The organism is Vallitalea maricola, assembly GCF_036985595.1.
GTDB lineage: Bacteria > Bacillota > Clostridia > Lachnospirales > Vallitaleaceae > Vallitalea > Vallitalea maricola.
Window position 1 is genome coordinate 13,167 of record NZ_BTPU01000070.1, and the last position, 26,169, is coordinate 39,335.

22 protein-coding genes are annotated in these 26,169 nt (G+C 29.8%); 19 read left to right on the forward strand and 3 right to left on the reverse strand.

Annotation, left to right across the window (positions count from 1 at the left end):
- Positions 1 to 16: 16 nt before the first annotated feature.
- The 4 genes from AACQ14_RS18480 to AACQ14_RS18495 all read left to right on the forward strand — a co-directional run bounded on the left by AACQ14_RS18480 (position 17) and on the right by AACQ14_RS18495 (position 6,122).
- On the forward strand, positions 17 to 1,900 hold the full coding sequence (locus AACQ14_RS18480; RefSeq protein ID WP_339365065.1) for a DUF3604 domain-containing protein: 1,884 nt from the start codon (positions 17 to 19) through the stop codon (positions 1,898 to 1,900).
- 232 nt (positions 1,901 to 2,132) lie between these two features.
- Positions 2,133 to 3,416 (forward strand): hypothetical protein, encoded by a 1,284-nt coding sequence (locus AACQ14_RS18485; protein WP_339365066.1) that lies wholly within the window; start codon positions 2,133 to 2,135, stop codon positions 3,414 to 3,416.
- Between the two features lie 145 nt (positions 3,417 to 3,561).
- Entirely contained in the window at positions 3,562 to 5,178 is a 1,617-nt protein-coding gene (locus AACQ14_RS18490; protein WP_339365067.1) for an ABC-F family ATP-binding cassette domain-containing protein, read from the forward strand.
- A 50-nt stretch (positions 5,179 to 5,228) separates the two neighbouring features.
- The gene (locus AACQ14_RS18495; protein ID WP_339365068.1) at positions 5,229 to 6,122 is read left to right on the forward strand and encodes a CvfB family protein; all 894 of its coding nucleotides are present in this window, start codon (positions 5,229 to 5,231) and stop codon (positions 6,120 to 6,122) included.
- A gap of 77 nt (positions 6,123 to 6,199) precedes the next feature.
- Here AACQ14_RS18495 and AACQ14_RS18500 read toward each other — a convergent pair whose 3' ends face one another.
- Complete coding sequence (locus tag AACQ14_RS18500; RefSeq protein WP_339365069.1) at positions 6,200 to 6,847, reverse strand: FMN-dependent NADH-azoreductase; 648 nt, start codon at positions 6,845 to 6,847, stop codon at positions 6,200 to 6,202.
- Between the two features lie 323 nt (positions 6,848 to 7,170).
- Here AACQ14_RS18500 and AACQ14_RS18505 point away from each other — a divergent pair, with 323 nt between their 5' ends.
- From AACQ14_RS18505 to AACQ14_RS18525, 5 genes are all read left to right on the forward strand, one after another.
- Complete coding sequence (locus AACQ14_RS18505; RefSeq protein ID WP_339365070.1) at positions 7,171 to 8,340, forward strand: CD0519/CD1768 family membrane protein; 1,170 nt, start codon at positions 7,171 to 7,173, stop codon at positions 8,338 to 8,340.
- Between the two features lie 171 nt (positions 8,341 to 8,511).
- Positions 8,512 to 9,306, forward strand: coding sequence for a sugar phosphate isomerase/epimerase family protein (locus tag AACQ14_RS18510; RefSeq protein WP_339365071.1), 795 nt, complete (start codon positions 8,512 to 8,514; stop codon positions 9,304 to 9,306).
- A 264-nt stretch (positions 9,307 to 9,570) separates the two neighbouring features.
- Positions 9,571 to 10,788 carry an S-methyl-5-thioribose kinase gene (gene mtnK / locus AACQ14_RS18515; protein WP_339365072.1) on the forward strand — a complete coding sequence of 406 codons (1,218 nt, stop codon included), beginning with the start codon at positions 9,571 to 9,573 and terminating at the stop codon, positions 10,786 to 10,788.
- A gap of 28 nt (positions 10,789 to 10,816) precedes the next feature.
- Complete coding sequence (gene mtnA, locus AACQ14_RS18520) at positions 10,817 to 11,860, forward strand: S-methyl-5-thioribose-1-phosphate isomerase (protein ID WP_339365073.1); 1,044 nt, start codon at positions 10,817 to 10,819, stop codon at positions 11,858 to 11,860.
- 95 nt (positions 11,861 to 11,955) lie between these two features.
- Positions 11,956 to 12,828, forward strand: coding sequence for an aldose 1-epimerase family protein (locus AACQ14_RS18525; protein WP_339365074.1), 873 nt, complete (start codon positions 11,956 to 11,958; stop codon positions 12,826 to 12,828).
- 20 nt (positions 12,829 to 12,848) lie between these two features.
- Here AACQ14_RS18525 and AACQ14_RS18530 read toward each other — a convergent pair whose 3' ends face one another.
- Positions 12,849 to 13,256: a DUF3783 domain-containing protein gene (locus AACQ14_RS18530; protein ID WP_339365075.1), complete on the reverse strand. Its 408-nt coding sequence runs from the start codon at positions 13,254 to 13,256 to the stop codon at positions 12,849 to 12,851.
- Between the two features lie 301 nt (positions 13,257 to 13,557).
- Between AACQ14_RS18530 and AACQ14_RS18535 the strand changes: the two genes are divergently transcribed.
- The 5 genes from AACQ14_RS18535 (at position 13,558) to fsa (ending at position 17,529) form a co-directional block, all read left to right on the forward strand.
- Complete coding sequence (locus AACQ14_RS18535; RefSeq protein ID WP_339365076.1) at positions 13,558 to 13,692, forward strand: hypothetical protein; 135 nt, start codon at positions 13,558 to 13,560, stop codon at positions 13,690 to 13,692.
- Positions 13,693 to 13,882: 190 nt separating this feature from the next.
- The gene (locus AACQ14_RS18540) at positions 13,883 to 15,667 is read left to right on the forward strand and encodes a methyl-accepting chemotaxis protein (protein ID WP_339365077.1); all 1,785 of its coding nucleotides are present in this window, start codon (positions 13,883 to 13,885) and stop codon (positions 15,665 to 15,667) included.
- A 121-nt stretch (positions 15,668 to 15,788) separates the two neighbouring features.
- The gene (locus AACQ14_RS18545) at positions 15,789 to 16,358 is read left to right on the forward strand and encodes a flavodoxin family protein (RefSeq protein WP_339365078.1); all 570 of its coding nucleotides are present in this window, start codon (positions 15,789 to 15,791) and stop codon (positions 16,356 to 16,358) included.
- 158 nt (positions 16,359 to 16,516) lie between these two features.
- Complete coding sequence (locus AACQ14_RS18550) at positions 16,517 to 16,705, forward strand: hypothetical protein (protein ID WP_339365079.1); 189 nt, start codon at positions 16,517 to 16,519, stop codon at positions 16,703 to 16,705.
- Between the two features lie 179 nt (positions 16,706 to 16,884).
- Positions 16,885 to 17,529 (forward strand): fructose-6-phosphate aldolase, encoded by a 645-nt coding sequence (gene fsa / locus AACQ14_RS18555; RefSeq protein ID WP_339365080.1) that lies wholly within the window; start codon positions 16,885 to 16,887, stop codon positions 17,527 to 17,529.
- A gap of 46 nt (positions 17,530 to 17,575) precedes the next feature.
- Here the strand turns inward: fsa and AACQ14_RS18560 are convergent, their stop codons facing one another.
- A complete protein-coding gene (locus AACQ14_RS18560) occupies positions 17,576 to 18,490 on the reverse strand; it encodes an AraC family transcriptional regulator (protein ID WP_339365081.1) in 915 nt (304 codons plus the stop codon).
- A gap of 177 nt (positions 18,491 to 18,667) precedes the next feature.
- On the opposite strand from AACQ14_RS18560, the gene AACQ14_RS18565 reads away from it, so the two are divergent.
- The 5 genes from AACQ14_RS18565 to AACQ14_RS18585 all read left to right on the forward strand — a co-directional run bounded on the left by AACQ14_RS18565 (position 18,668) and on the right by AACQ14_RS18585 (position 26,096).
- The gene (locus AACQ14_RS18565) at positions 18,668 to 21,628 is read left to right on the forward strand and encodes a DUF5107 domain-containing protein (protein ID WP_339365082.1); all 2,961 of its coding nucleotides are present in this window, start codon (positions 18,668 to 18,670) and stop codon (positions 21,626 to 21,628) included.
- Between the two features lie 33 nt (positions 21,629 to 21,661).
- The gene (locus AACQ14_RS18570; RefSeq protein WP_339365083.1) at positions 21,662 to 23,551 is read left to right on the forward strand and encodes a DUF5696 domain-containing protein; all 1,890 of its coding nucleotides are present in this window, start codon (positions 21,662 to 21,664) and stop codon (positions 23,549 to 23,551) included.
- A gap of 207 nt (positions 23,552 to 23,758) precedes the next feature.
- Positions 23,759 to 24,274 (forward strand): GNAT family N-acetyltransferase, encoded by a 516-nt coding sequence (locus tag AACQ14_RS18575; RefSeq protein WP_339365084.1) that lies wholly within the window; start codon positions 23,759 to 23,761, stop codon positions 24,272 to 24,274.
- 157 nt (positions 24,275 to 24,431) lie between these two features.
- Positions 24,432 to 25,451 (forward strand): hypothetical protein, encoded by a 1,020-nt coding sequence (locus AACQ14_RS18580; RefSeq protein ID WP_339365085.1) that lies wholly within the window; start codon positions 24,432 to 24,434, stop codon positions 25,449 to 25,451.
- Between the two features lie 42 nt (positions 25,452 to 25,493).
- Positions 25,494 to 26,096 carry a nitroreductase family protein gene (locus AACQ14_RS18585; RefSeq protein WP_339365086.1) on the forward strand — a complete coding sequence of 201 codons (603 nt, stop codon included), beginning with the start codon at positions 25,494 to 25,496 and terminating at the stop codon, positions 26,094 to 26,096.
- The last annotated feature ends 73 nt before the right edge of the window (positions 26,097 to 26,169 follow it).

Genomic DNA, 26,169 nt, shown 5'->3' on the forward strand with positions numbered 1-26,169 from the left:
AAGGAGTAAGAGAGCTATGAAAGAGCATATACTTAATACTGAAGTAGGGACATTAGTAGTTAATATCTGTGATGAGATAGTTGTTAATGGTGAATTAGAATGGGAATTATTATTCAAGGCAAAGCAAAATATAGAAAAAGGTGGAAGTATCAAGATTCTAGTCCCAGCTTATCAACATCAAAGAAGTGAGGAATATCTTCAAACCTATGATTACTGGAAACCCAATTATATCTATGCTGTTGGTGAAGAAGATGACATTAAGGTTGACGTAAGAATAGAAAAAATTCCTAGTGCTTTTAGCCATATAACAGGATGGGTTGACAGCAATCGTATCGCTGTTGTAGCACTAGATAATGGTCTAAAAGAAGGACAAACTATTAAGATCAAATTTGGAGGTGTTGACAGACCTTGGTTAGAAGGGGAGTGCACACCTTCTAGAGTCTCACAATTTTCTTTTAGAGTAAATGGTACATATTTAATTTATAAAGTCTTTATTGATAAAATGGGTAATGGTGAGTACCAAGAAATCAAGGCATTTCCTTTAGTGAGGGTAGTACCAGATAAAGCAAGAAAAATAGTTTTAACTGCACCATCTATTATAAAAACTGACGAAGGATTTAATATTAATATCAATGTAATAGATAGATTTAATAATCCTATATTTGACTATGATACAGATAATTTTAAATTAGTTATAAGCAACTTAGATACAAAAGAAAAGACCATAATAACTAAAGTTGATGATATTTTTTCCGGGAAGGTAAGTAGAGAAGGTTTTTATGAAATAATAGCAGAAGGTACTGATTTACATGCAGAAAAAGCAGTTTTATTATGTGATAATTCAGCAGACAATCTATACTGGGGAGATATTCATACACATTCCAATCTTACTGCTAACATAAGAGACAATGATTGTGGAGCATATCCTAGCGAAGGATATCTATATGCTAAAGAAGTTTCTAGACTGGATTACATATGTATTTCAGAACAGACTTTCATGTTTAATGAAGATAGAAGTGTTAATGTAGATAAAGAGACTTGGAATAAGATTGGAACAGAGTCAGATAGATTCTATGAAAAAGGCAGTTTAGTTACGTTCCCAGGAATTGAGCTTCATAGTAAAAGAGGGGATACAGTAGTATTGTTTAGGGATTCTCTCAGCAGTTATGAATATCCTTCAGAGGACGTATTGGATATTGGCGATATGTGGAAGTTCTATAAAGAAAAAGAGTTTTTATCAATACCACATCTACATAGATACTGTAATGGAAGACCTAGAAAAGATGAACAAGAACAAAAATTCACTGGTTTTAATACACAGAATTGGAAAGAAGATAATGAACATGAAGTATTATGCGAAATCTATTCTAGTCAATGGGGAAGATTTGAAAATGATAAACATCCTATGATATTAAAAGCAAGAGCGAATGTTGAGGGTAATACAGTTGTTGATTTTCTGAATAGTGGTAAGAAATGGGGTACAGCTGCCAATAGTGATGGTCATGATGGAAACCCAGGTTATGGGGGAATTACTGGTGTATATGCTTCTGAAAAAACTAGAGAAAGTATTTTTGAGTCCCTAAGCAGTCGCAAGACTTTAGCATCTACACACCCAAGAACTGTAATTAAACTTGATATTAATGGCTATGATATGGGAAGTATCAATGAGGGCGATAAAAGTCCTAGAGACATAAATATAAAAACTATAGCACCAAGTAACATTAAAAAAGTTGAAGTTATAAGAAATGGAGAAGTTTTCTGTAGTGAATCCTGTACAAGTAACTATATGGATATAACCGTTACTGATAGGGAAGAGTTAGATAAAGATACTTATTATTATATTAGAGTAGTATTAGAGAATGGTCATTTAGGGTGGACTAGTCCTATATGGTTTATATAATATAATTTTTATTAATATATCTAATAATATTTCCTTGAAAACATACACAAAACCTTTGATTAAGTTTATATAATCAAAGGTTTTGATATATTATAGAATAAAAATACTTGGTATTATTATATTTTGATGTATAATGTTATATGTGTTTTATATTAGGCAATTAATAAAAATCAATTAGAATTGGTTATAATATTTTACATAGTAATTACATTTGGTCAGGGAGTGATATGAAATGAAAAAAATATTAATAATAGTAGGTATAATCATAGTAGTCGCTATAGGTGGGTATAAAATATGTCAAACAAATGAAGCTAAATTAACTGTTGAGACAGACGACACTCTTATAAATGATTTATTAAAGAATAATTGGAGTGAAGAAGGTTTGAATTCTTTACTAGGTGATTATGAGCAAATTATATATAGACCTACTGATTTGGTAGCAGGTGGACCCGTAATGTATTATCAGACATATAGTAATGGTGGTCTAAAAGTTCAATTTACCAATAATGAGGATGATAATCATGTATATAGTTTAATATTTAATAGTGAGTTTAAAGATAAAATAATCGGTGAAATAGATATGAATTCATCATCTGAAGATATCACATCAATTCTTGATAGTCCACATTTCGTTAATGAAGATATAGGGCTGATTGGATATAAACTTGAACGTTTCTATATCTTTTTTATAGGAAAAGAGAATATCAAAGAAATATCAATTTATCCAAGGACAGATTATGATAAGACAATTATCAATAAAGCTATTGAGGCTTATAATAAAACTAAAGTTCCAAGTGATTTTATAAATGTTTTATGGAAGGATTATGATTATATTAGTGGAGAATCTTCACTAACTGTTTACAATTATGATAACAGGGGAATTATTGTTGAATTAGAAGACACTGGTACAGATGATAATAATTATGTGAAATTAAAAATATATGGAAATTATATTGGAGACATAATTGATGATGTATCACTTCCAGATAATATAAGTGATATACAAAATATGAAAAATGAGTTATTCAATCAAGGTATTGAAATATTATTAGATGAGGATTCCATATATAATTGTGAATTAGAAAGGCTAGAAGATGATAATAAGTTAAAAGATAAATTTGATTTATGTGGAGAGAGATCACCAAATGGAGATATTTTTCTATTGAATCTTTTTTCAATGTATACAGGAAATAGAATAAGATTATATGATGAAAATCAAGAGAATTTATTAATTGAATTATTGGGTGTAGATAATTACGGTTGGATAAATGATAGATACTTTATATATTGCCAGCCATATGGTTGTGATATTAATGAAGACAATGTTAATTCTGGCATATACATTTTTGATTGTATTAATGAACAACAAATAGAAGTAGTCAATATGTCGAGTACTTTAAAATCATGGGATAATAACACTATTATTTATGCTGAAAATGGAGAAAAGCAAATAGAGCATAAGATAAAATATACTCTTGATAAATCTGGTAATATTAGTTTGGAAAACGGTAATTAATAGTAAAATGCAGATTATCACAAAAATTTAATGGGAAATTCGCAAATACATATTTCTTTTTCTATTAAAACAGTGTATAATATAACAAACCGTAAAGCGTGCTTAGCACGCTTTTTACATGTGAATATTGGAAGGAGAAATACAATTGATTACAGTAACAGGACTAGAACTCCAATTTGGAACAAAAAAATTATTTAAAGATGTTAATGTGAAATTTACACCAGGTAATTGTTATGGGGTAATAGGTGCTAATGGAGCAGGAAAATCTACTTTTCTCAAAATTTTATCTGGTGAAATAGAGCCTACTAAAGGAGAAGTAAGCATTACTCCAGGGGAAAGACTAGCAGTTTTAAAACAAGATCACTTCGAATTTGATGATTGTGTTGTATTAGATACAGTTGTTATGGGACATAAAAGATTATACGATATAAGAATAGAAAAAGATGCATTATACATGAAAGAAGATTTTAGCGAAGAAGATGGTAAACATGCTTCAGAATTAGAAGCAGAATTTGCTGAGCTTGATGGATGGGAAGCAGACACTAACGCTGAGAGATTATTAATGGGACTAGGAATAGAAAAAGACTTGCACTATAAGACAATGAAAGAACTAAAAGGTAGTGAAAAAGTTAAGATTCTACTTGCTCAAGCACTATTCGGTGAACCAGATATTCTATTACTTGATGAGCCTACTAACCATATTGATTTTAAAGCCATTGCTTGGTTAGAAGAATTTCTAATTACTTATGAAAAAACAGTTATAGTTGTATCTCATGATAGACATTTTCTTAACAAAGTATGTACTCATATGTTGGATATTGATTTTGGTAAAGCGAAATTATTTGTAGGTAACTATGATTTTTGGTATGAATCAAGTCAGCTTGCATTAAAACTTATAAATGACCAAAATAAAAAGAAAGAAGAAAAAATAAAAGAACTACAAGCATTTATTGCTAGATTCAGCTCTAATGCATCAAAAGCAAAACAAGCTACATCAAGAAAAAAATTACTTGACAAAATAACTATTGATGATATTCAACCTTCTTCAAGGAGATATCCTTTTGTAGGATTCAATCCAGAAAGAGAAGCTGGAAAAGATATTCTTATGGTTGATGGAATCAGCAAGACTATTGACGGAGTTAAAGTGCTTAATAATGTTACCTTCACTATAGCAAAAGGTGATAAGATTGTCATTCTTGGAAAGAACGAAATTGCTAGAACAACATTATTTAAGATTTTAATGGGAGAGATGGAGCCGGACGAAGGAACATACAAATGGGGAGTTACAACCAAAAGAGGATATTTACCAAAGGATAACTCAGAATATTTTAATGATGTGGAGACTAACCTTATTGATTGGTTAAGACAATTCTCTGAAGAAAAAGCAGAGTCATTCATTAGAGGTTTCTTAGGTAAAATGTTATTTTCAGGAGATGAACCGTTGAAAATGGCTAAGGTTCTATCTGGTGGAGAAAAAGTCAGATGTATGTTCTCAAAATTAATGTTGTCAGGTGCTAATGTTATGATGCTTGATGAACCTACCAACCACCTTGACCTTGAATCAATTCAAGCTGTCAACAATGGTCTTATAGCATTTACAGGTACATTATTATTTACTTCTCATGACCATAAATTTATACAAACAATTGCTAATAGAGTTATTGAAATAACTCCAGCAGGGGTATTTGATAAGAAAGTAACATTTGATGAGTATATTGAAGATGAAGAAGTAATTAAAACATTAAAAGAGATGTATAGATAATATTAAATACCATAAAATAATTATAGAAATATAAGTAAAGCAGGTGACTTATGATAAAGTTAGGTAAAGTACAATTATTAACAGTAAAAAGATTATCACCAATAGGGATTTTTTTAACTAGTAATGAAAATGAGCAGAAAGAAGAAAATGGTTTTATCTCTGATCATTATCTAGACGAAAAAAAGGATAAGGAAAAAGAAGAAGTTCTTTTACCAAAGAAACAAGTTCCGGAAGGTATTAAAGTAGGACATCAACTAGAAGTTTTTATCTACAAAGATTCTAAGGATAGACCAATAGCTACAACGAGAAAACCTAAACTTGTTCTTGGTGAACTGGCTCCATTAAGAGTTGTTCAACAAACAAAGATAGGTGCTTTCATGGATTGGGGATTGGAGCGTGATTTATTCCTTCCATTTAGAGAGCAAACAGACAAAGTTCATCTTAATAATGAGTATCTAGTATCATTATATGTTGATAAGAGCGAAAGATTATGTGCGACTATGGATGTCTACAAACATCTATCTAATGAATCACCTTATAAAAAAGATGATACAGTAAAAGGCATCGTCATAAGTGTCAAAGAAGAATTAGGCGCATTCGTAGCTGTTGATAATAAGTATAACGGTCTAATTCCTAAGATTGAGCTTTTTAAAAACATAAAATGTGGAGACTACATTGAGGGACGTGTAACTAAAGTAAGAGAAGATGGAAAACTCAATATTAGTTTAAGACAAAAAGCTTATTTACAAATGAATGATGATTCTAAAAAGATTATGGATAAATTGATTAAGAACAATGGCAAGTTGAATTTAAATGATAAAAGTTCGCCAGATAGAATAAAATCAGAACTTAATATGAGCAAAAATGCATTCAAGAGAGCAGTCGGTAGACTTTTAAAAGAAGGTAAAATTAAATTTGTTGGTAAAGGTATAGAAAAAATATAAATAGCATGTTTGTAATAAGTAAGGAAGGGACTGGCGATAATATTATTGCACAGTCCCTTCCTTAATATATTGTTTTACTAAAAAAATTCTATCATATCATCAATTTCTTCAGTTGCATTCTGAATTGCCATATCTCTACCGACCGAACTGTCATCTACTCCGTCTACAAGGATCTTGTCAAATTTTTTCAATCCTAGAAACTTAAAGATGTCATGTAGATAATTTACTCCTTTATTCATGAAAGGAGATATAAGAAACGGGATTTTAGCACCAGAAGATTGAATATATATCATTTTTCTTTTTTTATCTCCTAATAGTCCAGAAACTTTATTATTGACAGTATCTATATTTATTAATTTTTTATCTTGTATAATACAATCCAGATATTGTTTTAACATTGATGGGAAAAAAATACTCCACATTGGAGCCGTGATAACATATTTATCAGCTCTTAAAAATTGATCGCATAGACCTCTTATTTGTTCAACTTGTTGCTTTTCTTTGTCAGAAAGCTTTTCATAATCCTCACCACTAGCTAGGGCAGCTCTTGAAGTAAATAATTTGTAATTCAATCTTGGTATATTTGCTTCATAAAGGTCTAATTCTTCAATTGTATCATTTGGATATAACTCTTTGTACTTATTAATAAATATTCGACCCACTGTTTTACTGGTTGATAAGCTTTCAGGTTTTGAATTAACAGTTATATATAACAATGTAGCCATACAAATCTCTCCTTTTGTTGTTTTATAAGTTTTAATAATATTAAGCTACTTACTTCTATCTATAGTTTGATGATTTTTATATAAATTTAAACATGAATTCATAAAGAAAATATATTGTACTTTTGTATACTAAAATGTAATATGTTTAGATCTAGATATATTCAATGGTTAACAAAAAACAGAAAAAGAATGTGCGTCAGTCGGAAACAAAAACACAATATTTTGGTTAAAATCATAAAAATAACCTAAAAAAGTGTTTGACTCACGTACAAATTCTTCATATAATGAGGAAGTAAGCATTCTATTTATAGGAGGATAAAAATGTGGAACACAACGCAAATATTAAAAAAGCCATAAGTGTAGAAGGACTTGTATCACTAATCATAATTGGAGTTTTTTTTACTTATCTGTGTAGTATTATGGGAGTAGTTAACATGTTTAATACCTTAATCAGCACAGCACATGATTTACTAATTAATACAGTATTTTTCATAATGGGCATAACAGTACTAGCAGGAGCATTTGGTTCGGTTTTATCAGAATTTGGAATAATATCAATTCTTAATAGACTATTATCATGTCTTATGAAGCCCTTGTATAAAATGCCAGGTGCAGCAATATTAGGAGTTGTGACTACATATTTATCAGACAATCCTGCAATCATTACTTTAGCTAATGATAAAGGATTCAAAAGGTATTTTAAGAAATATCAATTACCAGCACTTACCAATATAGGAACGGCTTTTGGAATGGGGCTTGTTGTAACATCTTTTATGATAGCTCAGCAGTCTCCCATTGGAGAAAGCTTTGTATTACCTGCTTTAATCGGGAATATAGGAGCTGTTATTGGAAGTGTTGTAAGTGTACGTATAATGCTATACTTTACTAAGAAGGAATATGGTACGGATGAAATGGCTGTTGAAGGCAGTGACAAGTCTTTTAATATGTTAAAATATAGAGAAGTAAGAGAAGGTAATATAGGTTCAAGGCTTCTTGAATCTTTATTAGAAGGAGGTAAATCAGGGGTAGATTTAGGTCTTTCTATTATCCCAGGGGTTTTAATCATTTGTACTTTGGTTATGATGCTGACTAATGGACCATCAGCTACTGGATTATATACTGGTAAAGCATATGAAGGAATTGGTTTGTTTACATTCTTAGCTGACAAACTTAATTTTATATTACATCCTATGTTTGGATTCAGCAGCTATGAAGCAGTATCCGTTCCAATCACATCACTAGGTTCTGTTGGTGCAGCTATTGGACTTGTACCAAAATTATTAAAAGAGAATCTTGTTGGTAGTAATGATATAGCAGTTTTTACTGCTATGGGAATGTGTTGGAGTGGTTACTTAAGTACACATGTTGCAATGATGGATAGCCTAAAGTGTAGAAAACTAACAGGTAAAGCTATTATAAGTCATACTTTTGGTGGTTTGGCTGCAGGTATATCTGCACATTGGATTTATGAATTATGGATGAATGTATTATAGATAAATATGAATATTGATTCCAAGTGAAAGCTAATATATAATTAGGTTAGTTCATTAAGAAATATTATTATAGACGTATTATCGTACTATAAGCTAAGATTAATTAATGAATTCTAGAAAATGATGACTGGTAAAATTAATCTTTATATTGTTTTAGGATGAAAGGAATGAATGTTTATGATAAAATTAGGATTATGTGCATGGATGTTACCAATGGAAGAAGAGGAGACATTTTCATTCGCGGGTAAATTAGGATTTGATGGAGTTGCCATAGAACTTAAATACAATAATGGTTTACTTCATTTATCAGATAAAGATAAGCAAAAAAAATATCTAGAACTAGCAAAAGAAAACAATGTTGTTATAGCAACTTTTGCTCTTAATACCTTATGTGATTATGGTATGAGTAAAAAAGAGGATCACGAAATAGTATTTGATATAATCGACCAAGCAATTATGATTGCTGAAGATATGGGAGTAAAAACATTCCAATTCCCTAGTTTCATTGCTAGTGATATTACTAATGAAGAGGATTTTAATAATACTGTTATTTGTCTAAGATATGCCTGTGAAAAAGCCAAAGGAAAAGGAATTAAGATTGGTTGGGAAAATACCATGGATAAAGATAATAACAAGTTAATGGTTGAAAAAGTAAATTCTGAAAATTTCTTTATATATTATGATACACAAAATCCAGTTTCATTCTCTAATCTTGATAATATACGATTAGCTAAAGATCTATTAAGCTCAATTAAAGAAATTCATGCAAAAGATAGCTTAGATGATCCAGAAGCTGAATTATATATATGGGAAGGAACCACTAATTTCAAAGAAGTCATGGAAGTCTTTAGAGATAGTAATTACTCTGGCTGGATTATTATAGAAAGTAATTATAAAGCTTTTAAAAATTATGTAGATATAATTAAAAAGGACAGAGAATTTATCCTTGGTTTGTTTGAAAGGTAATGTGGATTATTCATTAATTCATGGAAATTAATATATTGAGTATATAATAAAAATAATGAACTTAAAACAAATAATGAGGTTGTAGATTAAGAGAATACTGCCTCATTATTTTTTATGGTTGATGAAATAATAAAAATGGATTACACTGTAATTATCAAACATTAATCCAGACATTTAATTCACTTCTAAATGTGCTAATCGGGAAGACTCTTAATTTATTCAATTACAACTACAAAATATCATTGAAAAGGAGAGATAAGGATAATGAATGAGTTTTATCAACTTGATGTTAATAAAGTCTATGATTATGTACAGCAACAATTAAACTTTTTTTATGAGGATGCAGATATTGAATGTAGCGAAATTGGTGACGGTAATCTCAATCTAGTTTTTAGAGTAAAAGACAAGAAGCATAATAAAAGTGTTATAGTTAAACAATCTCTTCCATATGTCAGATGTGTAGGAGAAGATTGGCCTCTGAGCATTGGTAGAAGTGAAATAGAGAGTAAATTATTAGAAATTGAGTACAAACTTACAAATGGAAAGGTGCCTGAAGTTTATAAGTTTGATAAGGTCATGTATTCAACCATCATGGAAGATCTAACTGACTATGTAATAATGAGAACAGGACTACTTGAGTATAATCAGTATCCAAAATTCGTAGACCAAATAACGGATTTTATTGTCAATACATTGATTCTTACATCTGATGTAGTCATGGAACACAAGGAGAAAAAAGCGTATGTAAAAGAATTTATTAATCCACAGTTATGTGAAATAACGGAAGACCTTGTTTACTCTGAACCATTCTTTGATGCTAAGAGGAATAATATACCTGATTATATGATTCAATTCATGGAGAAAAATGTGTGGAACGATAAAGCTCTTATATTAGAAGTAACTAAACTGAAATTTGATTTTATGAATAATGCTCAAGCATTGTTACATGGGGACCTTCATACAGGAAGTATTTTTATAAATCAAGATAATATCAAAGTCATTGATCCTGAATTTGCATTTTATGGACCTATCGCTTATGACACTGGTGCATTGATAGCTAATTTAATTATGAACTATTTATCTACAGATGTAAGATGCAATGATACAGGATTAAAGAACAAACATATGACTTATTTGTTAGATACCATAAAAGATGTTATGGATGTTTTTAGGGATAAGTGTATGAAAATATGGCCTGATGTAGTGAAGGATAATATGGTTTTACGTTCACCAGATTTCGCTAAATACTATATAGATGATATATTCGTAAATACAGCAGGAGTTGCTGGATGCGAAATGATAAGGAGAACAGTTGGACTTGCTCATGTTGCTGATCTAGATGGTATAGAAGATGAGACCAAAAGAGAAAAAACTAGAAAATTGAACGTGTTATTAGCGAAAGAATTCATTCTGAAGAGAAATGAAATACTGGAAGGAAAAGATTTTGTCAATCTAATCAAGAATTTTTGTGGAAAGATATAAATTTTCAATTGAAAAGGAGTGTTCATAAATGAATATTATTGTTCCAGCAAAATTGAATGAAAAAAAAGATAAGATGATTCTACTAGACCAAACATTATTACCTATAGAAACAAAATACATAGAAATTGTAAAAGTCGAAGACACTTGGGAAGCAATCAAAAAATTACGTGTCAGAGGAGCTCCTGCAATAGGAGTAGCAGCAGGATTTGGCGTTTATCTAGGAGTAAAGGAATCTATGGCAAAAACATATGATGAATTTTTTAAAGAATTCAAAGAAGCAAAAGATTATCTAGCTTCATCAAGACCTACAGCAGTCAATCTTTTTTGGGCTCTTGATCGTATGGAAAGAAGATTGATAGAAGAAAAGGATAAATCAATATTAGAAATCAAGGAATGTCTATTAGAAGAAAGTGAAGAGATACTTAAAGAAGACCAGGAAATGTGTAAAAAAATATCAGAGTACGGGTTAAGCCTATTAAAGCCTGAAATGGGATTACTAACACATTGTAATGCTGGTGGTATAGCTACATCAGGTTATGGTACAGCTCTTGGACCAATGTATCTAGGACAAGAAAAAGGGTACAATTTTAAGGTGTTCGCTGATGAGACTAGACCTCTTAATCAAGGTTCAAGATTAACAGCATGGGAACTCAATGAAGCAGGTATTGATGTAACTGTAATATGTGATAATATGGCATCAATAGTTATGAAACAAGGCAAAATCAACGCAGTTCTAGTTGGTTGTGACAGAGTTGCAGCTAATGGTGATACAGCTAACAAAATAGGAACATCCGGGGTAGCTATCCTAGCAAAAGAGTATGGCATACCATTTTATGTATTAGGTCCTACTTCTACCATTGATATGGATACTACAACAGGTGACGATATAAATATAGAACTTAGGGAAAGCAAAGAAATATACAATGGATTCGGTAAAGTAACAGCACCACCACAAGTCAAGTTCTACAATCCAGCTTTTGACGTAACAGATAATAAATACATTACTGCTATTATCACAGAAAAAGGCATAGTTGAACCACCATTTGAAGAGAACCTTAAACAACTGTTCTAACCAATAATCATGTTTCAATATTGACTTTTTATGTAGTAAGATGTAATAATATTCTAAGACGCCTTATTATTAACAACATAGATGGAGGAATGAAAATGATAAATGTATTAGAAAATGATGTTCTGAAAATTGAAGTCAATAGTCTTGGAGCAGAGTTATCAAGTATAAAAACTAAAAAGGATGGATTAGAATATTTATGGCAAGGGGATCCATCAGTATGGGGAAGAAAATCACCTATCTTATTTCCTATTGTTGGGAAACTAAAGGATGACGAGTATTATATTGAAAATGAAAAATATGAATTAGGTCAGCATGGATTTGCTAGAGATATGGAATTTCGAGTAGAACAAAAGAATAAAGAAATACTTGAATACAAGCTTAAATACAATGAAGAATCATTAAAGAAATATCCTTATAAATTCTTATTAACCATAACTTATGAATTAAAAGGTAATAGTCTTAACATAGGCTATGAAGTCAAGAATCTAGATTCAACAGATGTATATTTCTCCATAGGTGCACATCCTGGATTTAATATACCTATTATGCAGGAAGAAAAGTTAGAGGATTATTATCTGGAATTTGATAAGCTTGAAACGGTGAATAAATATCAACTAAATACTGAAAACAGTGTTTCTTTAGAAAGTATAGCATTTCTAGAAAATGAAAGAATAATTCCTATGACTAAGGATATATTCAACAAAGGAGCAATTATCTTATTGGATGTGGAATCCAACAGTCTATCATTGAAGAGTAAGAAAAGTAGCAGAGAAGTATGTGTTGAATATGATGGATTTCCATACTTAGGTATTTGGGGACAACCTGATAACTCTCCTTTTGTGTGTATTGAGCCTTGGTATGGAGTAGCTGATTTTGAAGATACAGATAAACAATACAAAACTAAAAAAGGAATTCAAAAACTAGAAGTATCAAAAGAATTTAAAGCTAACTATTATGTTACTATTTAATAATATTAAAAATGAGCAAGCTAATGCTTGCTCATACTCATCTTTTCCTTTATTAATTCCTTTATCAATTCTCCAAATTGCCATTTAACTGATGTTGGAGTTGCTACAGCGTATATAGGTTTCTTAAGTCCAGTGTCCTTGAATAAGTTAATGAAAGAATGGACTTCTTTGTTGGACAAAGCGTTAAAAACAATAGTTTTGGATTTTACTCCTGTCTTATATTTTACAGGTATAATGTTATTGTCTATGATATCCTTTATTTTGTTTCCCAACATATCATCTGTGACTATAACACATTCATCTATACCCCTATCTAACGAGAATTTCTTAATCATACTAATTTCTTCAGAATTATAACCATATACTAGAATACAATTTCTACCTTCTGGTCTTTTACTATCCTCATTATTAATTTGCTCAAATGACATAAAAAATCACCTCAATTTTATTCTTGATTAAATAATATTATTATATACAAAAGCATTTTTATAAATATAGTTAATATATTGAATATACTTCTAAAAAAGTTAGATGTCAATATTAAAGTTTCCTCATTTTTATATAAAAATCTAATATAACCAAAAGTTATAATGATAAGAACAAAACTCTTTTTCTGACTTACTTGTGAGGAATCAATTATTAATTTATATAGTAATTTAGTAATAAATATTTTAATCAAGAACATACTATAAACATAAAATATTAGAATAAAGAATGAGGTGATAATTAATGCCCAAAGATAGTCAGCCAGATAACAAAAGAGCAAGAATGGAAAAATGCAATTATCAAACACCTATAACAAGAGAAAATATGAATCATAATTCTAACAAGAAAAAACAATCAGTTAAAAATAATGATGTATAGAACAAGTAAGTAAAAGGGATGTCATAAACAATGTTTATAGTTCTTAAGACCTATATTATAAATATGTTATACATCCCTTTTAAGTTAAATAATTTAATGCTTTAGTTGAAAAAATTGCATTACTTTGATATAATTACAATAAAGTTTTTCGGCAAAATTCTACAAAAATGATAAGATGGGTGGTAATATAATGACAAATGATAAAGATTTATCTATTAAGAGTTATACAAAATCGTATAACATCAAAAGTTCCATTGTTTTAAGTATATGCTTAATTGCCAGTATCGTTGTTTCTTTTTTGATACCTGATATACTTATTGTAAGTCTTATAACATTATGTATACTATTGATAGGCTTGATATTATTAAGAAGATTTAGCAAATATGATAAGAAGAAAATCAAAGAAATCCCAGACGAAATGTTAGAAGAAAAACAACTGAAAGATAGATTAGAGAATCTATTAGAACATGCTGAAAACGTTACACAAAGTGGTTTTGGAAAACAAATTCCTGTTGATTCCAATGATGAAATAGGAAAATTGGCAGCTACTTTTAATTACTTATTAGATAATGTAGGTAATTTTGTGAAAGAATTAGATGAAATCTCAGAAGAATCTTCAGATACAAGTAGAAATCTAGCTGATATAACACATAGAACCTCTTGTGTTATGCAGGAAGTATCTACAACATTACAAGAATTAACGTCTAATACATCCAATCTGAGTGGAAGCATCGAAGAAATTGCAGAGGGTGCTTACAAAGTAGAAGAACTTACTAATGAAGGAATCACATCATTAAGAAATCTAGAACATAAAATGGAGAATATAGTTGAAAATGCTAATTCTGCTACTCTTAGTATAAAAGAACTTAACTCAGCGTCTAAAAAAATGCAGGGTATTATCGATGTTATATCCAATATAGCAAAACAAACGAATCTACTAGCTTTAAATGCTGCTATAGAAGCTGCAAGGGCAGGTGATACTGGAAAAGGTTTTGCAGTTGTTGCAGATGAAGTTAGAGAGTTAGCAGGAAATACTCAAGATTCATTGCAGAGCATCAGCGAACTAATTAGTACTTTTTCAGAAGAAACTATTAAAACAGTAGACATCATTGACTCTAACAACAAAGATATAATTCAAGGGGGTCAGATATTAAAAGAAACCTCCGGAACATTTAATGTTATTGCACAGAATATAACAAACATGGTTGATGGTATTAAAAATTCAGCAGATGCAAGTTCACAAATTGCAAATGGTAGTAAAGAAATTGCTTCTGCAACAGGTGTTCAGACTAATGCAATGGCTGATATAGCTGATCTTTCTCAAAAATTATCAAATATGGCATCAGAATTGAAAACTACTCTATCTGATACTCAGATAGGAGGAGCAAACCTTGATTTTGACCTGGTAGCCAATGATAATAGTATAAAAATGATTTCAGATAAGGATAAGAAAGATTTGAAAGCTTCATTGGGAATAGAGAATAAATACATAATTGGTATGATAGCCAGACTTGAACCAGTTAAAGGTTATGATTTCTTAATTGATGGTCTTAAAAAAGTATTACCAAAGCATAATGATGTGGTATGTATTATAGTTGGTGATGGGTCGTTGGAAGATAAATTAAAAGAAAAAGTTAAGAGAGAGCAGTTATCGGATAGAATCCTATTCTTAGGTTATAGAAAAGATATACTAAAGTTATTAGCTATAATGGATCTTGTCGTATTGACTTCTGAAAAAGAAGGTATGCCACCAAGAACATTAATGGAAGCAATGGCTTCAAGTAAACCTATAGTTGCTACCAATGTAAAAGGTAATACTATGTTAGTTAAGGATAATAAAACAGGATTATTAGTTAATTATAATGATGTGGATAATCTAACTAGGTGCTTAGAGTTCTTTGCTAAAAATCCTAGTGTTGGTATGGAATATGGTAATAAGGGAAGAGAACATCTTGAGAAATTAATAAATAACTAATGTGATTGATTTTATATATAATTTAATATAAAATAATAGGATATTAAATAATAATTTAGTAGGTTACTTAATACTTTATAATAATAGGTAAAAACATTATTAAGTTTTATTGGAGGTAAATATGAAAGTTATAGCGTTTAATGGAAGTCCTAGAAAAGAAGGCAATACATATACTTTATTACAGACAGTTTTGAAGCAATTAGAAGAGCATGATATTGAAACAGAACTAATACAAGTTGGAAATAGGAATATACATGGATGTATTGGGTGTGGAAAATGTAGAACAAATGGTAATAATAGATGTATATTTGATGATGATATCATTAATGAATGTATTGAAAAGATTGTTGAAGCAGATGGCATAATATTAGGAACACCAGTTTATTTTGGAGGATTATCTGCTCAAATGAAAGCATTTATTGATAGAGTAGGTTATGTAACTCGTCCAGGACGTTTATTAAAAAGAAAAGTCTGTTCAGCTGTTGTTTCACAAAGAAGAGACGGTGCAATAGCAGCATTTAATTCAATGAATAACTTGTTTACTATTTCAGAGGCTATAGTAGTAGGAGCAAATTATTGGAATCTTGGCTTAGGTAGAGCTGCTGGTGATGTTGTTAATGATACAGAAGGTATAGATAATATGAAGAACCTTGGCGATAATATGGCTTGGTTGTTGGATAAGATTAAATAATAATTTAAAAAAGTGTAAATGACCTAGGAATTAGTGAGCTCATACTAATTCCTAGGTTTTTTGTTTTTCCTGGGAAATATCTATTGTTATAAGAATCTAGAATATTACTATAAAAATGGGTTAAAATAAATATGATTAAATTTTCTAGGAGGTATATTATGGAGTTATCACCAAAAGATTGTTTGAAAAAAGCTATATTAGATACACAAGAAAAAGTACGTGACTATGAATCTCACGCAAAAAATATAGACGACCAAGAAATTAGTAGCTGTTTTAAAAAATTTGCAGAGGAAGAAGGACATCAAGCTGCAGAGTTACAAGAGCTGCTTGATAAATGTGATAATTAAAAACTACAAAAATATCATTAGTTAATTAGATTAAGCCTTACTACCTGTGAGTGCTTTTTCTTTAATTAACTTTTAATGAAAATAACAAATAGTAAAAATATATATGTAAAACACTTTATAATTCATTGCAATTCTGATAATATTAATATGTAAAAATTTAAGAAGGGAGATAGGAAAAAATGAAAATATTTATTGATACAGCTAATGTTAATGAAATAAAAGAAGCAGAGGAAATGGGTGTAATTTGTGGGGTTACCACTAATCCTTCTTTAATAGCAAAAGAGGGCAGGGATTTTAGAGAAGTTGTTACTGAAATAACAAGTATTGTTGATGGACCAATAAGTGCTGAAGTAATCAGCCTTGAATCCAAAGGTATGATAGAAGAAGCTCGTGAGCTTGCTACCATACATAAAAATATCGTAATCAAGATTCCTATGACTATTGAAGGTTTGAAAGCTGTAAAAACTCTAACTGCTGAAGGAATAAAAACAAATGTTACATTGATATTTTCAGCTTCACAAGCATTACTTGCCGCAAGAGCAGGAGCAACTTATGTTAGTCCTTTCATAGGAAGATTAGATGATATTGATACAGTTGGTATGGATTTAGTTGAAGATATATCAGAAATATTTTATGTACACGATATAAAAACTGAAATTATAGCAGCTAGTATTAGGAGTCCTCTACATGCTTCACAAGCTGCTTTGGCTGGAGCAGATATTGCTACAATACCACACAAAGTTCTGTTACAAATGACTAAGCATCCACTAACAGACATAGGTATTGAGAGATTTCTAAAAGATTGGGAAAATGTTTCAAAGTAAATATGATTGAAATGGGGCTAAATAATAAATCAGCCCCATAATTAATTTAAAATTCATTGTTGGATTTTAAGCTCTTCTTAATTTCACGTGGACTTTTATTAGTATATTTCTTCATGACTTTGCTAAAATAAAAAGAATCACTGAAACCACATAATTCAGATATGTTTGATAATGTTAATGAACTGGTTTTCATTAATTCAAAAGCTTTTTTTAGCCTAATCTTATTAACAAAATCAGAAAAAGGTTCACCAGTTTCTTTTATAAATATTTTTCCAAGATACTCGGCATTATAACCTAGAATACCAGACATACTCTTTAATGTCAGTTTGTTTCTTATGTTTTTATTCACATATTCTTGCATATAATCTGAAATGTTAGAACTACTTGTATTTTTATGGTAGCTATATTCTTTGAAACACTCTTTTAGATAGATATTAAAAAATTGAAGCATAAGATGTCTGGATTCTAATTGCCAAAACATTTCTTGTTTCTTAAAAGTATCATTCAGTTTAACGAAAATCTCTCTAATTATGTTACCATTTTTTAGTTGAGTGAATTCAGGAAATCTAAAGCCGTTTTCAAAAACAGGGTCTTTTCGAATAAGTGAATTCCATTCTAAAGAACTTCTATAGAGAGATTCATTAAACTCTATATTCTTATAATCTATATAATTCCCATCAAAAAAATGTTTGAAATCAAAATGAACCCAGTATATTACACCAGAGTTTCTATTAGTGATCTTAAATTCATGTGGAATATTAGGTTTTATTAATATAAGATCATCTTTGCCTATTGTATAGGTTCTATCTTCTATGGTCATGTTTGTAGAACCTTCAAATCCTAATATGAATTCATGGTCATATATTCTTCGTATAGATGTCCTTGTTTTATTAAATACTTCAATTCCTACATTTCGTACATATGGACATATTTCTTCAAAATACATTTTTTCTAATAACATAATTAAAGCTCCTTATAGTTTGAAATGTTACTTTATTAAGTATATATAATTATTATAAATGATTAGATACAAAAATGATATCGACATTTTACATAAAATAATCTGATTTTTTCATGTGAAATTGATAGTATAAGGATTAATATAAAAACAAGAAGAAATATTTCAAGGAGGATAATAATGAATAATACAACTGTTTATGAGATTAAAAGGAATATACCTACATACACATTAACACCTGATGAAAAAAATCCCATGTTTGATATGCATGGAAGATGTCTTAATCCATTTCCATATACACTTCAGAATGGTTGTACCAATGAAATTAAAGATGAAGAGTATACAATTGTAGTGTTGGAAAACAAATATTTATTAATTGAAGTATTGCCTCAGTTAGGAGGAAGAGTACAGCGAATATTAGATAAAAGAAATAATAGAGATATATTTTATTATAATAAGGTAATAAAACCTCAGTTAGTTGGTACAAGAGGTGCATGGTTTGCTGGAGGAATAGAATTCAATTTTCCTATTAGTCACTCACCAACTTCATATGATTCCTTACACTATACCATTAATCAAACAAAAGATAGTGCTTCGGTTACTTTTGGTAATATAGAGCAAATATCATCAATGAATTGGCAGGTTACATTAACATTATATAATGATTCATCTTATATGGAGCAGAAAGTACATCTAAATAATCCTACCCCAGTAGAGAATCGATATTATTTTTGGACAAATGCAGCTATACAAGATACAGAAGACTTAAGGCTTGTTTATCCATTTGACTGGTGTGTTAATCATATTTGTCCCTATTATTTGAAATGGCCTTATTATGAAGATGTAGATTATAGAGAAGCAGATAACATACCCTCTGGTTATGAAACCTTTGGTAAATTACTTACAGATAATTTTTTCGGAGTATATTATAAACAAGATGACTATGGTATTATTCATTATGCTGATAGAAAACAAGTAAAGGGAGCCAAGTTTTTTGCTTGGGGAAAAGATGATTTAGGAAAAGCGTGGAATCATGCTCTTACTGAAAATAACGAAGAATATCTAGAAATACAAAGCGGTCTATATGAAACACAGTCTGTCTTTAATTTTATTAAACCACATGAAAGTATAGAATGGTCTGAGATATGGTATTCTGTTAATTCTCTAGATAATATAACATACGGAGATAAATATGTTGCAATGAATCATTCTATAAAGAACAATGCCTTGGATTTAATGTTTTCAGCAGTTAAGAGCTTTGGAGATTGTAAATTTACAGTAAAAATAGATGATTATACTATTAATGAAAATATCAGTCTTGAGCCTGATAAAATAACAAAATTAAATATAGATATTCCTGATAAAATCTTAAGCGTTGATAAATTAGAAATTAGTATAAGAGATGGCGAAGAAGTTATTTTTCTTTATGGTGATAGAGATGAATTTTTGGAAACATATCCATCCATTGATTTATTTACTGATGTTAGAATGAACCGAAGTGTTAAAGATATAAAAAGCTTATTGAATAAAGTCAACAATAATGAAGAACTCACTGAAGATGAAATAGGAAAATTATATCATACAGCTTATTATAAGGAAACTAGGGGAGAAGAAGATGATGCATTAATATTATACAATGCCAATTTAAAGTATAATCCTAGTTGTTTGCTTACTAAAAAAAGATTTGGGATAATGTATTTTAAACAGGAAAAATATGATCAGGCTAGATTGTATCTACAACAAATATTATCATATAATCCTGTAGATGACGAAGCACGTTTTATGATTGCAATACTGTTAGGAAGACAGGGAGATATTAGACTTTCACGTAAGTTATTATTTGATATCTCCAGCCCTTCACTTAAAAAAGCCTCTTTAGTTGAGATTGCTAAGATTAATATAAGGCTAGGATATTATAGAGAGACCATTGTTATGTTAGAACAATATAAAAATATTAATGAGTCATATATTAATTTTTTGCTTTGTATTGCATATCGACATAATAATCAATTAAAGAAAGCCCAGGAAATTCTTAGTGCAGTGAACATTGCATCTCCTTATTTGCTAGTAGAAAAAAACATACAAGGATATGATGAAGATGGTTCAGTCATCAATTCTATACTTAAGGTGAATGGATTATTATTATCAATCATAAGAGAATATACAATACTTAATTGTTATGAAGAGGTTATTGAATTATTAAAATATGTACATGAACCAAATATACTTCATAATGCATATATGAAATATTCTTCTGACCAAATATCCTCAGAGGAAAGTCTTGATTTCAATATAATCAAAAATTCACAAATTGACTATTGCTTCTTCAAAGATTATGTTACAGCAAATGTACTAAGAGAGTATGAAGATATTGATGAATCAGGTAAGATATCATATTTATTAGGTAACTATTACTATGGAATCGGAGACTATGATAATGCAGAAAGTTCATTTTTACTCGCTTATGAAAAGGGTTTGAGATATACAGTTCTTTTAAGAAATCTGGGATATTTTTATTATAAAAGAAAAAGTGACTTAGTAAAAGCTTGCTATTACTTGGAACAGGATATAGAGTTGCAGTCAAACAAGAACGAGGATAGTTTAATATTACTTAATGAAATCTACCAATTAAAAGACGATAAGCAAAAACAAAGGGAATTATTATCTGTTTGGCAACAGGTAGATAACCCTAATCGAATTATATATCCAATGGTCAGTAGTTTAATTAATATTGGTGAATATAAAAAAGCCCTTGAAGTTATATTAAAAGATGAGTTATATAATTGGGAAGGCAAAGAAAATAGTGGGTATCTATATCAACAAATATATAAGGAATTGATAAGAGAAGCTGCTTGCAATAATGATTTATCCTGTTTAGAAGAATATATAGATAAAATGGTTAACTATCCAGCAAACATTCATTATGGAGAAAGTATGAGAAAACCATTATCGGAAATTTACTATATAAGAGGAAAAGTCTACAAGTTACTAGGCAAAATGGATAAAGCGAAAGAAGAGTTCAATATGGGATATAAAGAGATGTTACGTACAGAACAAAATAATACTGATGATAGCATAAGATATAGCCTCAAATGCTTGAAAGACTTAAAGAATATAGAAAGAAATTACAGTAACGTTTGATTATAGAATAATATAAGATATGGAGGAATTTAAGTGGTAGAACAACAAACAATAATAAACAATACAGAAAATATAAAAGTGGTATATAATAAAAATGATTTCAGTTTTAATGTGGAAACTCCAAACAAAGTATGGTGTCAAAAAAAAGATTTCAAGCCATATATTGATATCAGTCATAATGAAGAAATACATAGATTATATTTTGAGAATGCTGAATCAATAACACATAAGTCATTTGAAACAGGTATCGGAAGAGGAATCAAATGTGTATTATCAAATTTTAAGATAGAAAAAGAAGAAATAGAATTTTGTTTTGAGATATCTATCTGGATTGATAATATCTACGAAGATATTCATTTTGAATTAATTCCGATTAATGAGGTTCAAGGGATTATTGAAAAAATTGTTTGGCCTGGACCATTTGAATTTAAGAAGAAAGAAAAAGATAATTATACAGTAATACCTATGATGCTAGGGTGTATTATCCCTAACAACTGGGCAAAAGAAGTACATCCAAAGGATAACGGTAGATATTATACAAGAGGTGCATATATGCCATGGTGGGGACAAGTTGAAGATAATAACGGTTATATAGCTATTGCAGAAACACCTTGGGATGGGGGCTATGAGTTAATCCATCCAGCTGGAGGTGAAACTAATATAGCTTCTGTATGGTATCCTTCGCTTGGAGAAATTGGTTATAATAGAAAGATAAAATACTCATTTATGGATGAATGTGATTATAACCGACTATGTAAAGTATATAAAAAATATGTCAAACAGCAAAAAGGTATAGTTACCCTAGAAGAGAAGGCAATCCAAAATCCTAATATTAACCAACTTATAGGTTCGCCTGTTATTCATTCTTTTATTTATAATCACACTGAGCCATCTAGTGATATTTATGATAGGGAGCATCCTGAGAATAATGATGTATTGGTATCTTTTAATGAAAGAGTCAATCAACTAAAAGAGCTAAAGGAAAAAGGTGTAGAAAAAGCATATCTTCATCTTGATGGATGGGGGAAGAGAGGTTATGATAACCTTCATCCTGATGTTTTTCCTCCTTGTAAGCAAGCAGGTGGTTGGCAAGGAATGAAATACATATCTGATACATGTAAGGAATTGAATTATATTTTTGCTATACATGATCAATATAGAGATTATTACCTTGATGCTGAAACCTATGATAAGGAAAACGCAATTCATAATAGTGATAATAATATAACTGTAGAGGCTGAATGGGCTGGAGGAAATCAAACTTTCTTATGTACTCAGTTAGCACCTTATTATGTGAAGAGAAACTTTGAGATGCAGAAAAAGAATGGGATTGAACTAAATGGAGCATACCTGGATGTTTTTTCTGTAGTGACACTAGATGAATGTTACCATCAAGAGCACAGAATGAGTAGAAAACAGTGTATGGAAAAGAGAAGAGAATGTTTTAATTATGTAAGCTCAGAAAAAATCTTAATTAGTTCAGAAGAGTGTGTTGATTGGGCTTTACCAAATATGGATTTGGTCCATCATTCACCAATGGCGTTGGTTGTGCCTCTTGATGGATGGGATTATACTGGAGATGCAATAGGAATTCCAGTACCACTGTATACGTTAGTTTATCATGAATGTTTGGTAGTTCCTTGGGCGCTTAAAAAAGGTGGTTGGGGGCTGCCAACATCACAAGATGGATTTTTATATGCATTACTTAATGGTGGAACAGGTTATCTTGATATTGAAGCTGATACAGCTGAGATTGAAAAGAATAAGATTGTGTGTAAGCTTCACGAAAAAATAGCTAAGAAGGAAATGATTAGACATGAGTTTGTTGAAGGGGCATTGACAAAACAAAGATCAGTGTTTTCTGATGGTACGATGGTAGAAGTAGATTTTGAGAATGATGCATATGCAATAGGTGAAGAGTAGATTTATTTAATTAAGTACAAATTTATTATTGTTATCATATATCCCTTGAGTTATTGGCTTAAGGGATTTTAAATAGACTTTTGAGAATTTCTTGTGGGATATATATGAGTAATTGACAAAATTTTAGCTAATATATATAATTTATTTAAGTGTTATTTTAGTGAAACATAATAATTCATTGGAGTCAATATAGCTGGAGGTAAGGATATGAAAGAAGTTAAATTAGTTGAACCAAGTATATTATATAGAGAATCATTTCTTGACTTTATTGAAGATGTTAAAGAAACAGGTTACGAATCATATGAGCTTTATAGTAAGGCTGAAAAAGATTTCAACGAGTTTATCAAGGAGCTTCTTAATTCTAGCAAAGGGATTAATATTCCAGAAGGATGGGTACCATGTAGCAGCTTTTGGCTTGTAGATAATCTAGAAGAAGTAATTGGAGTAATAAGAATTAGGCACTGTGTTAATAGTGAATTCTTGGAAATGGTAGGTCATATCGGTTACGAGATAAAATCTACACATAGAAAAAAAGGTTATGGTAGCAAATTACTTGAATTGGGTTTAGTTGAAGCCAGAAAGCTTGGATTAGAAGAAGTAATAATAACATGTGATGAAAATAACATAGGCTCCAGAAAAATCATTGAAAAGTTCAAAGGTAAATATATAAAATCTATTTTTGATATGGATAATCAAAGAAACTTACTTCAGTATAAGGTATAATAGGATATTTCTAGACAATATATGGGAGGTTTTAATGGATAAAATAGAATATAAAAAAGTAGAAAGCTATATGCTTTCTTGTATGAATATCTATACCATAACGGAGAACCAATTTCATTTATAAAAACAATTAATCCGTTAACAGGGGGAGAATAATTTGCAAATAGAATTATCTAGCAAACAAAAGGAGTTTATAGATAAATACATAAAAAAATCAGCTAAAGACATATGGGAAGAAAAGTTGATAAATCTAAAAGGAATAGTACTTAACGGGGAAGAAGATAATCAACAGATAGAAGATAAAATTAACGAATGGATTTTAGTTGACATTAAAGTGGCAGAAGAAAACACCAGACCATATAAATGTGTATGTGGACGTTCGTTAAGATATCAATATGTAATTAAACACAGAATACTAGATATAACTTATAATCTTGGTTGTGAATGTGTTAAAAAGTATACTGGTATAGATAGCAAAATAGTGAACAGAGTTCTACTTAAAAAAGAAGAACTAAATAGTATGGTTGATGAAATAATAAGAAAATTAAACGAAGCAGAAATTGATAGACAACTGTATTTGTTGGATTATAATGAGATACCAAATATGATTAGACAACAACTATTGATTGGTCTACCATTAACCGATAAACAATTAGAAAAAGTTTTTAAGGTTATTGGTAAAGCTAATAATAAAATGAATTATCCTAAGAAAGTGCATAATGTAATTCAAAAATTAACCAAAGAACAACTAGAGTTTTTGAATAAATTGGATTATGAAGATAAACAACCACTAATTATATCATTAATGGATGGTAAAAAAATATATAGTATGGATGAACTTAAGGGAGTAGAATTATCTAATATATCGTTAAGAAAAGTTGAGTTAAACTTACCTTTTACGGATAAAGAAGTCATAAATATCAAAAAAGGTAAGAAAACAGAGGATATCAAATATATTGAGATTGCCAGTAAAAAACTTAATAAATCCCAATATGAATTTTGGTGTAGCAGAATGTCTCTAAACCAGAGAAAAGAAACTGCCAAATACATTGTAGAAGGAACAAATATATGTGATAGAAGACTTGTTAGAGGAAAGTATTTAGATAAAAACATAAAAAGACAAATTGAATTAGGAATTCCATTGACAGAAAAACAAATGAAAAACCTAGACATATAGCATTATAAATAAAAATACGAAATAATATAAGGGAGGATTATAATGGAATTATTAGAGGTTATGAGAAAAAGAAGGTCGTCAAGAAAGTTTCAAGATATTGAAATAAGCGATAGTATTATTAATGATATTTTGGAAAGTGCAAGACTTGCACCTGAGACAGATACTTGTAATTATTATATTGGAGTAATCACAGATAACAAAGTAAAGAATCAAATCGCAAATGCAACGTTATTCGCTGAGTGGGTTGCAGAAGCACCTGTTATTTTTATTTGCTGTTGTGATATTAGTTGGGATATTGGTGAACAAAAAGATGATGATTATGGTGTTATTGGAAACAAACTTAGATATAGTAAAGAGATAGTTGATTTTTTAAGAGAACATAATAATCGTAAAGCCTGTAAAACCTTAGTACAGAGTACACCAGTTTACATAGCTGCTCAACATATGATTCTTACTGCTGTTTCACATGATTTACGTGGGTGTTTAGTTGATTTTATTGATATAGAGAAAATTAATAAAATATTAGGATTACCAGAGCATATAACATGTCAACTATTAGTACCTGTTGGATATCCAGCTGAAAAGACAATTCCTAAAAGTAAAGAAAGTAGAGAGGATATGTTTTTTTATAATAAGTGGAAATAATATAGTAATCGTAGAATTATAATTTACATAAATGTAAGGTGACTGAATTGTTATTATAATACTTTTTTTAGAG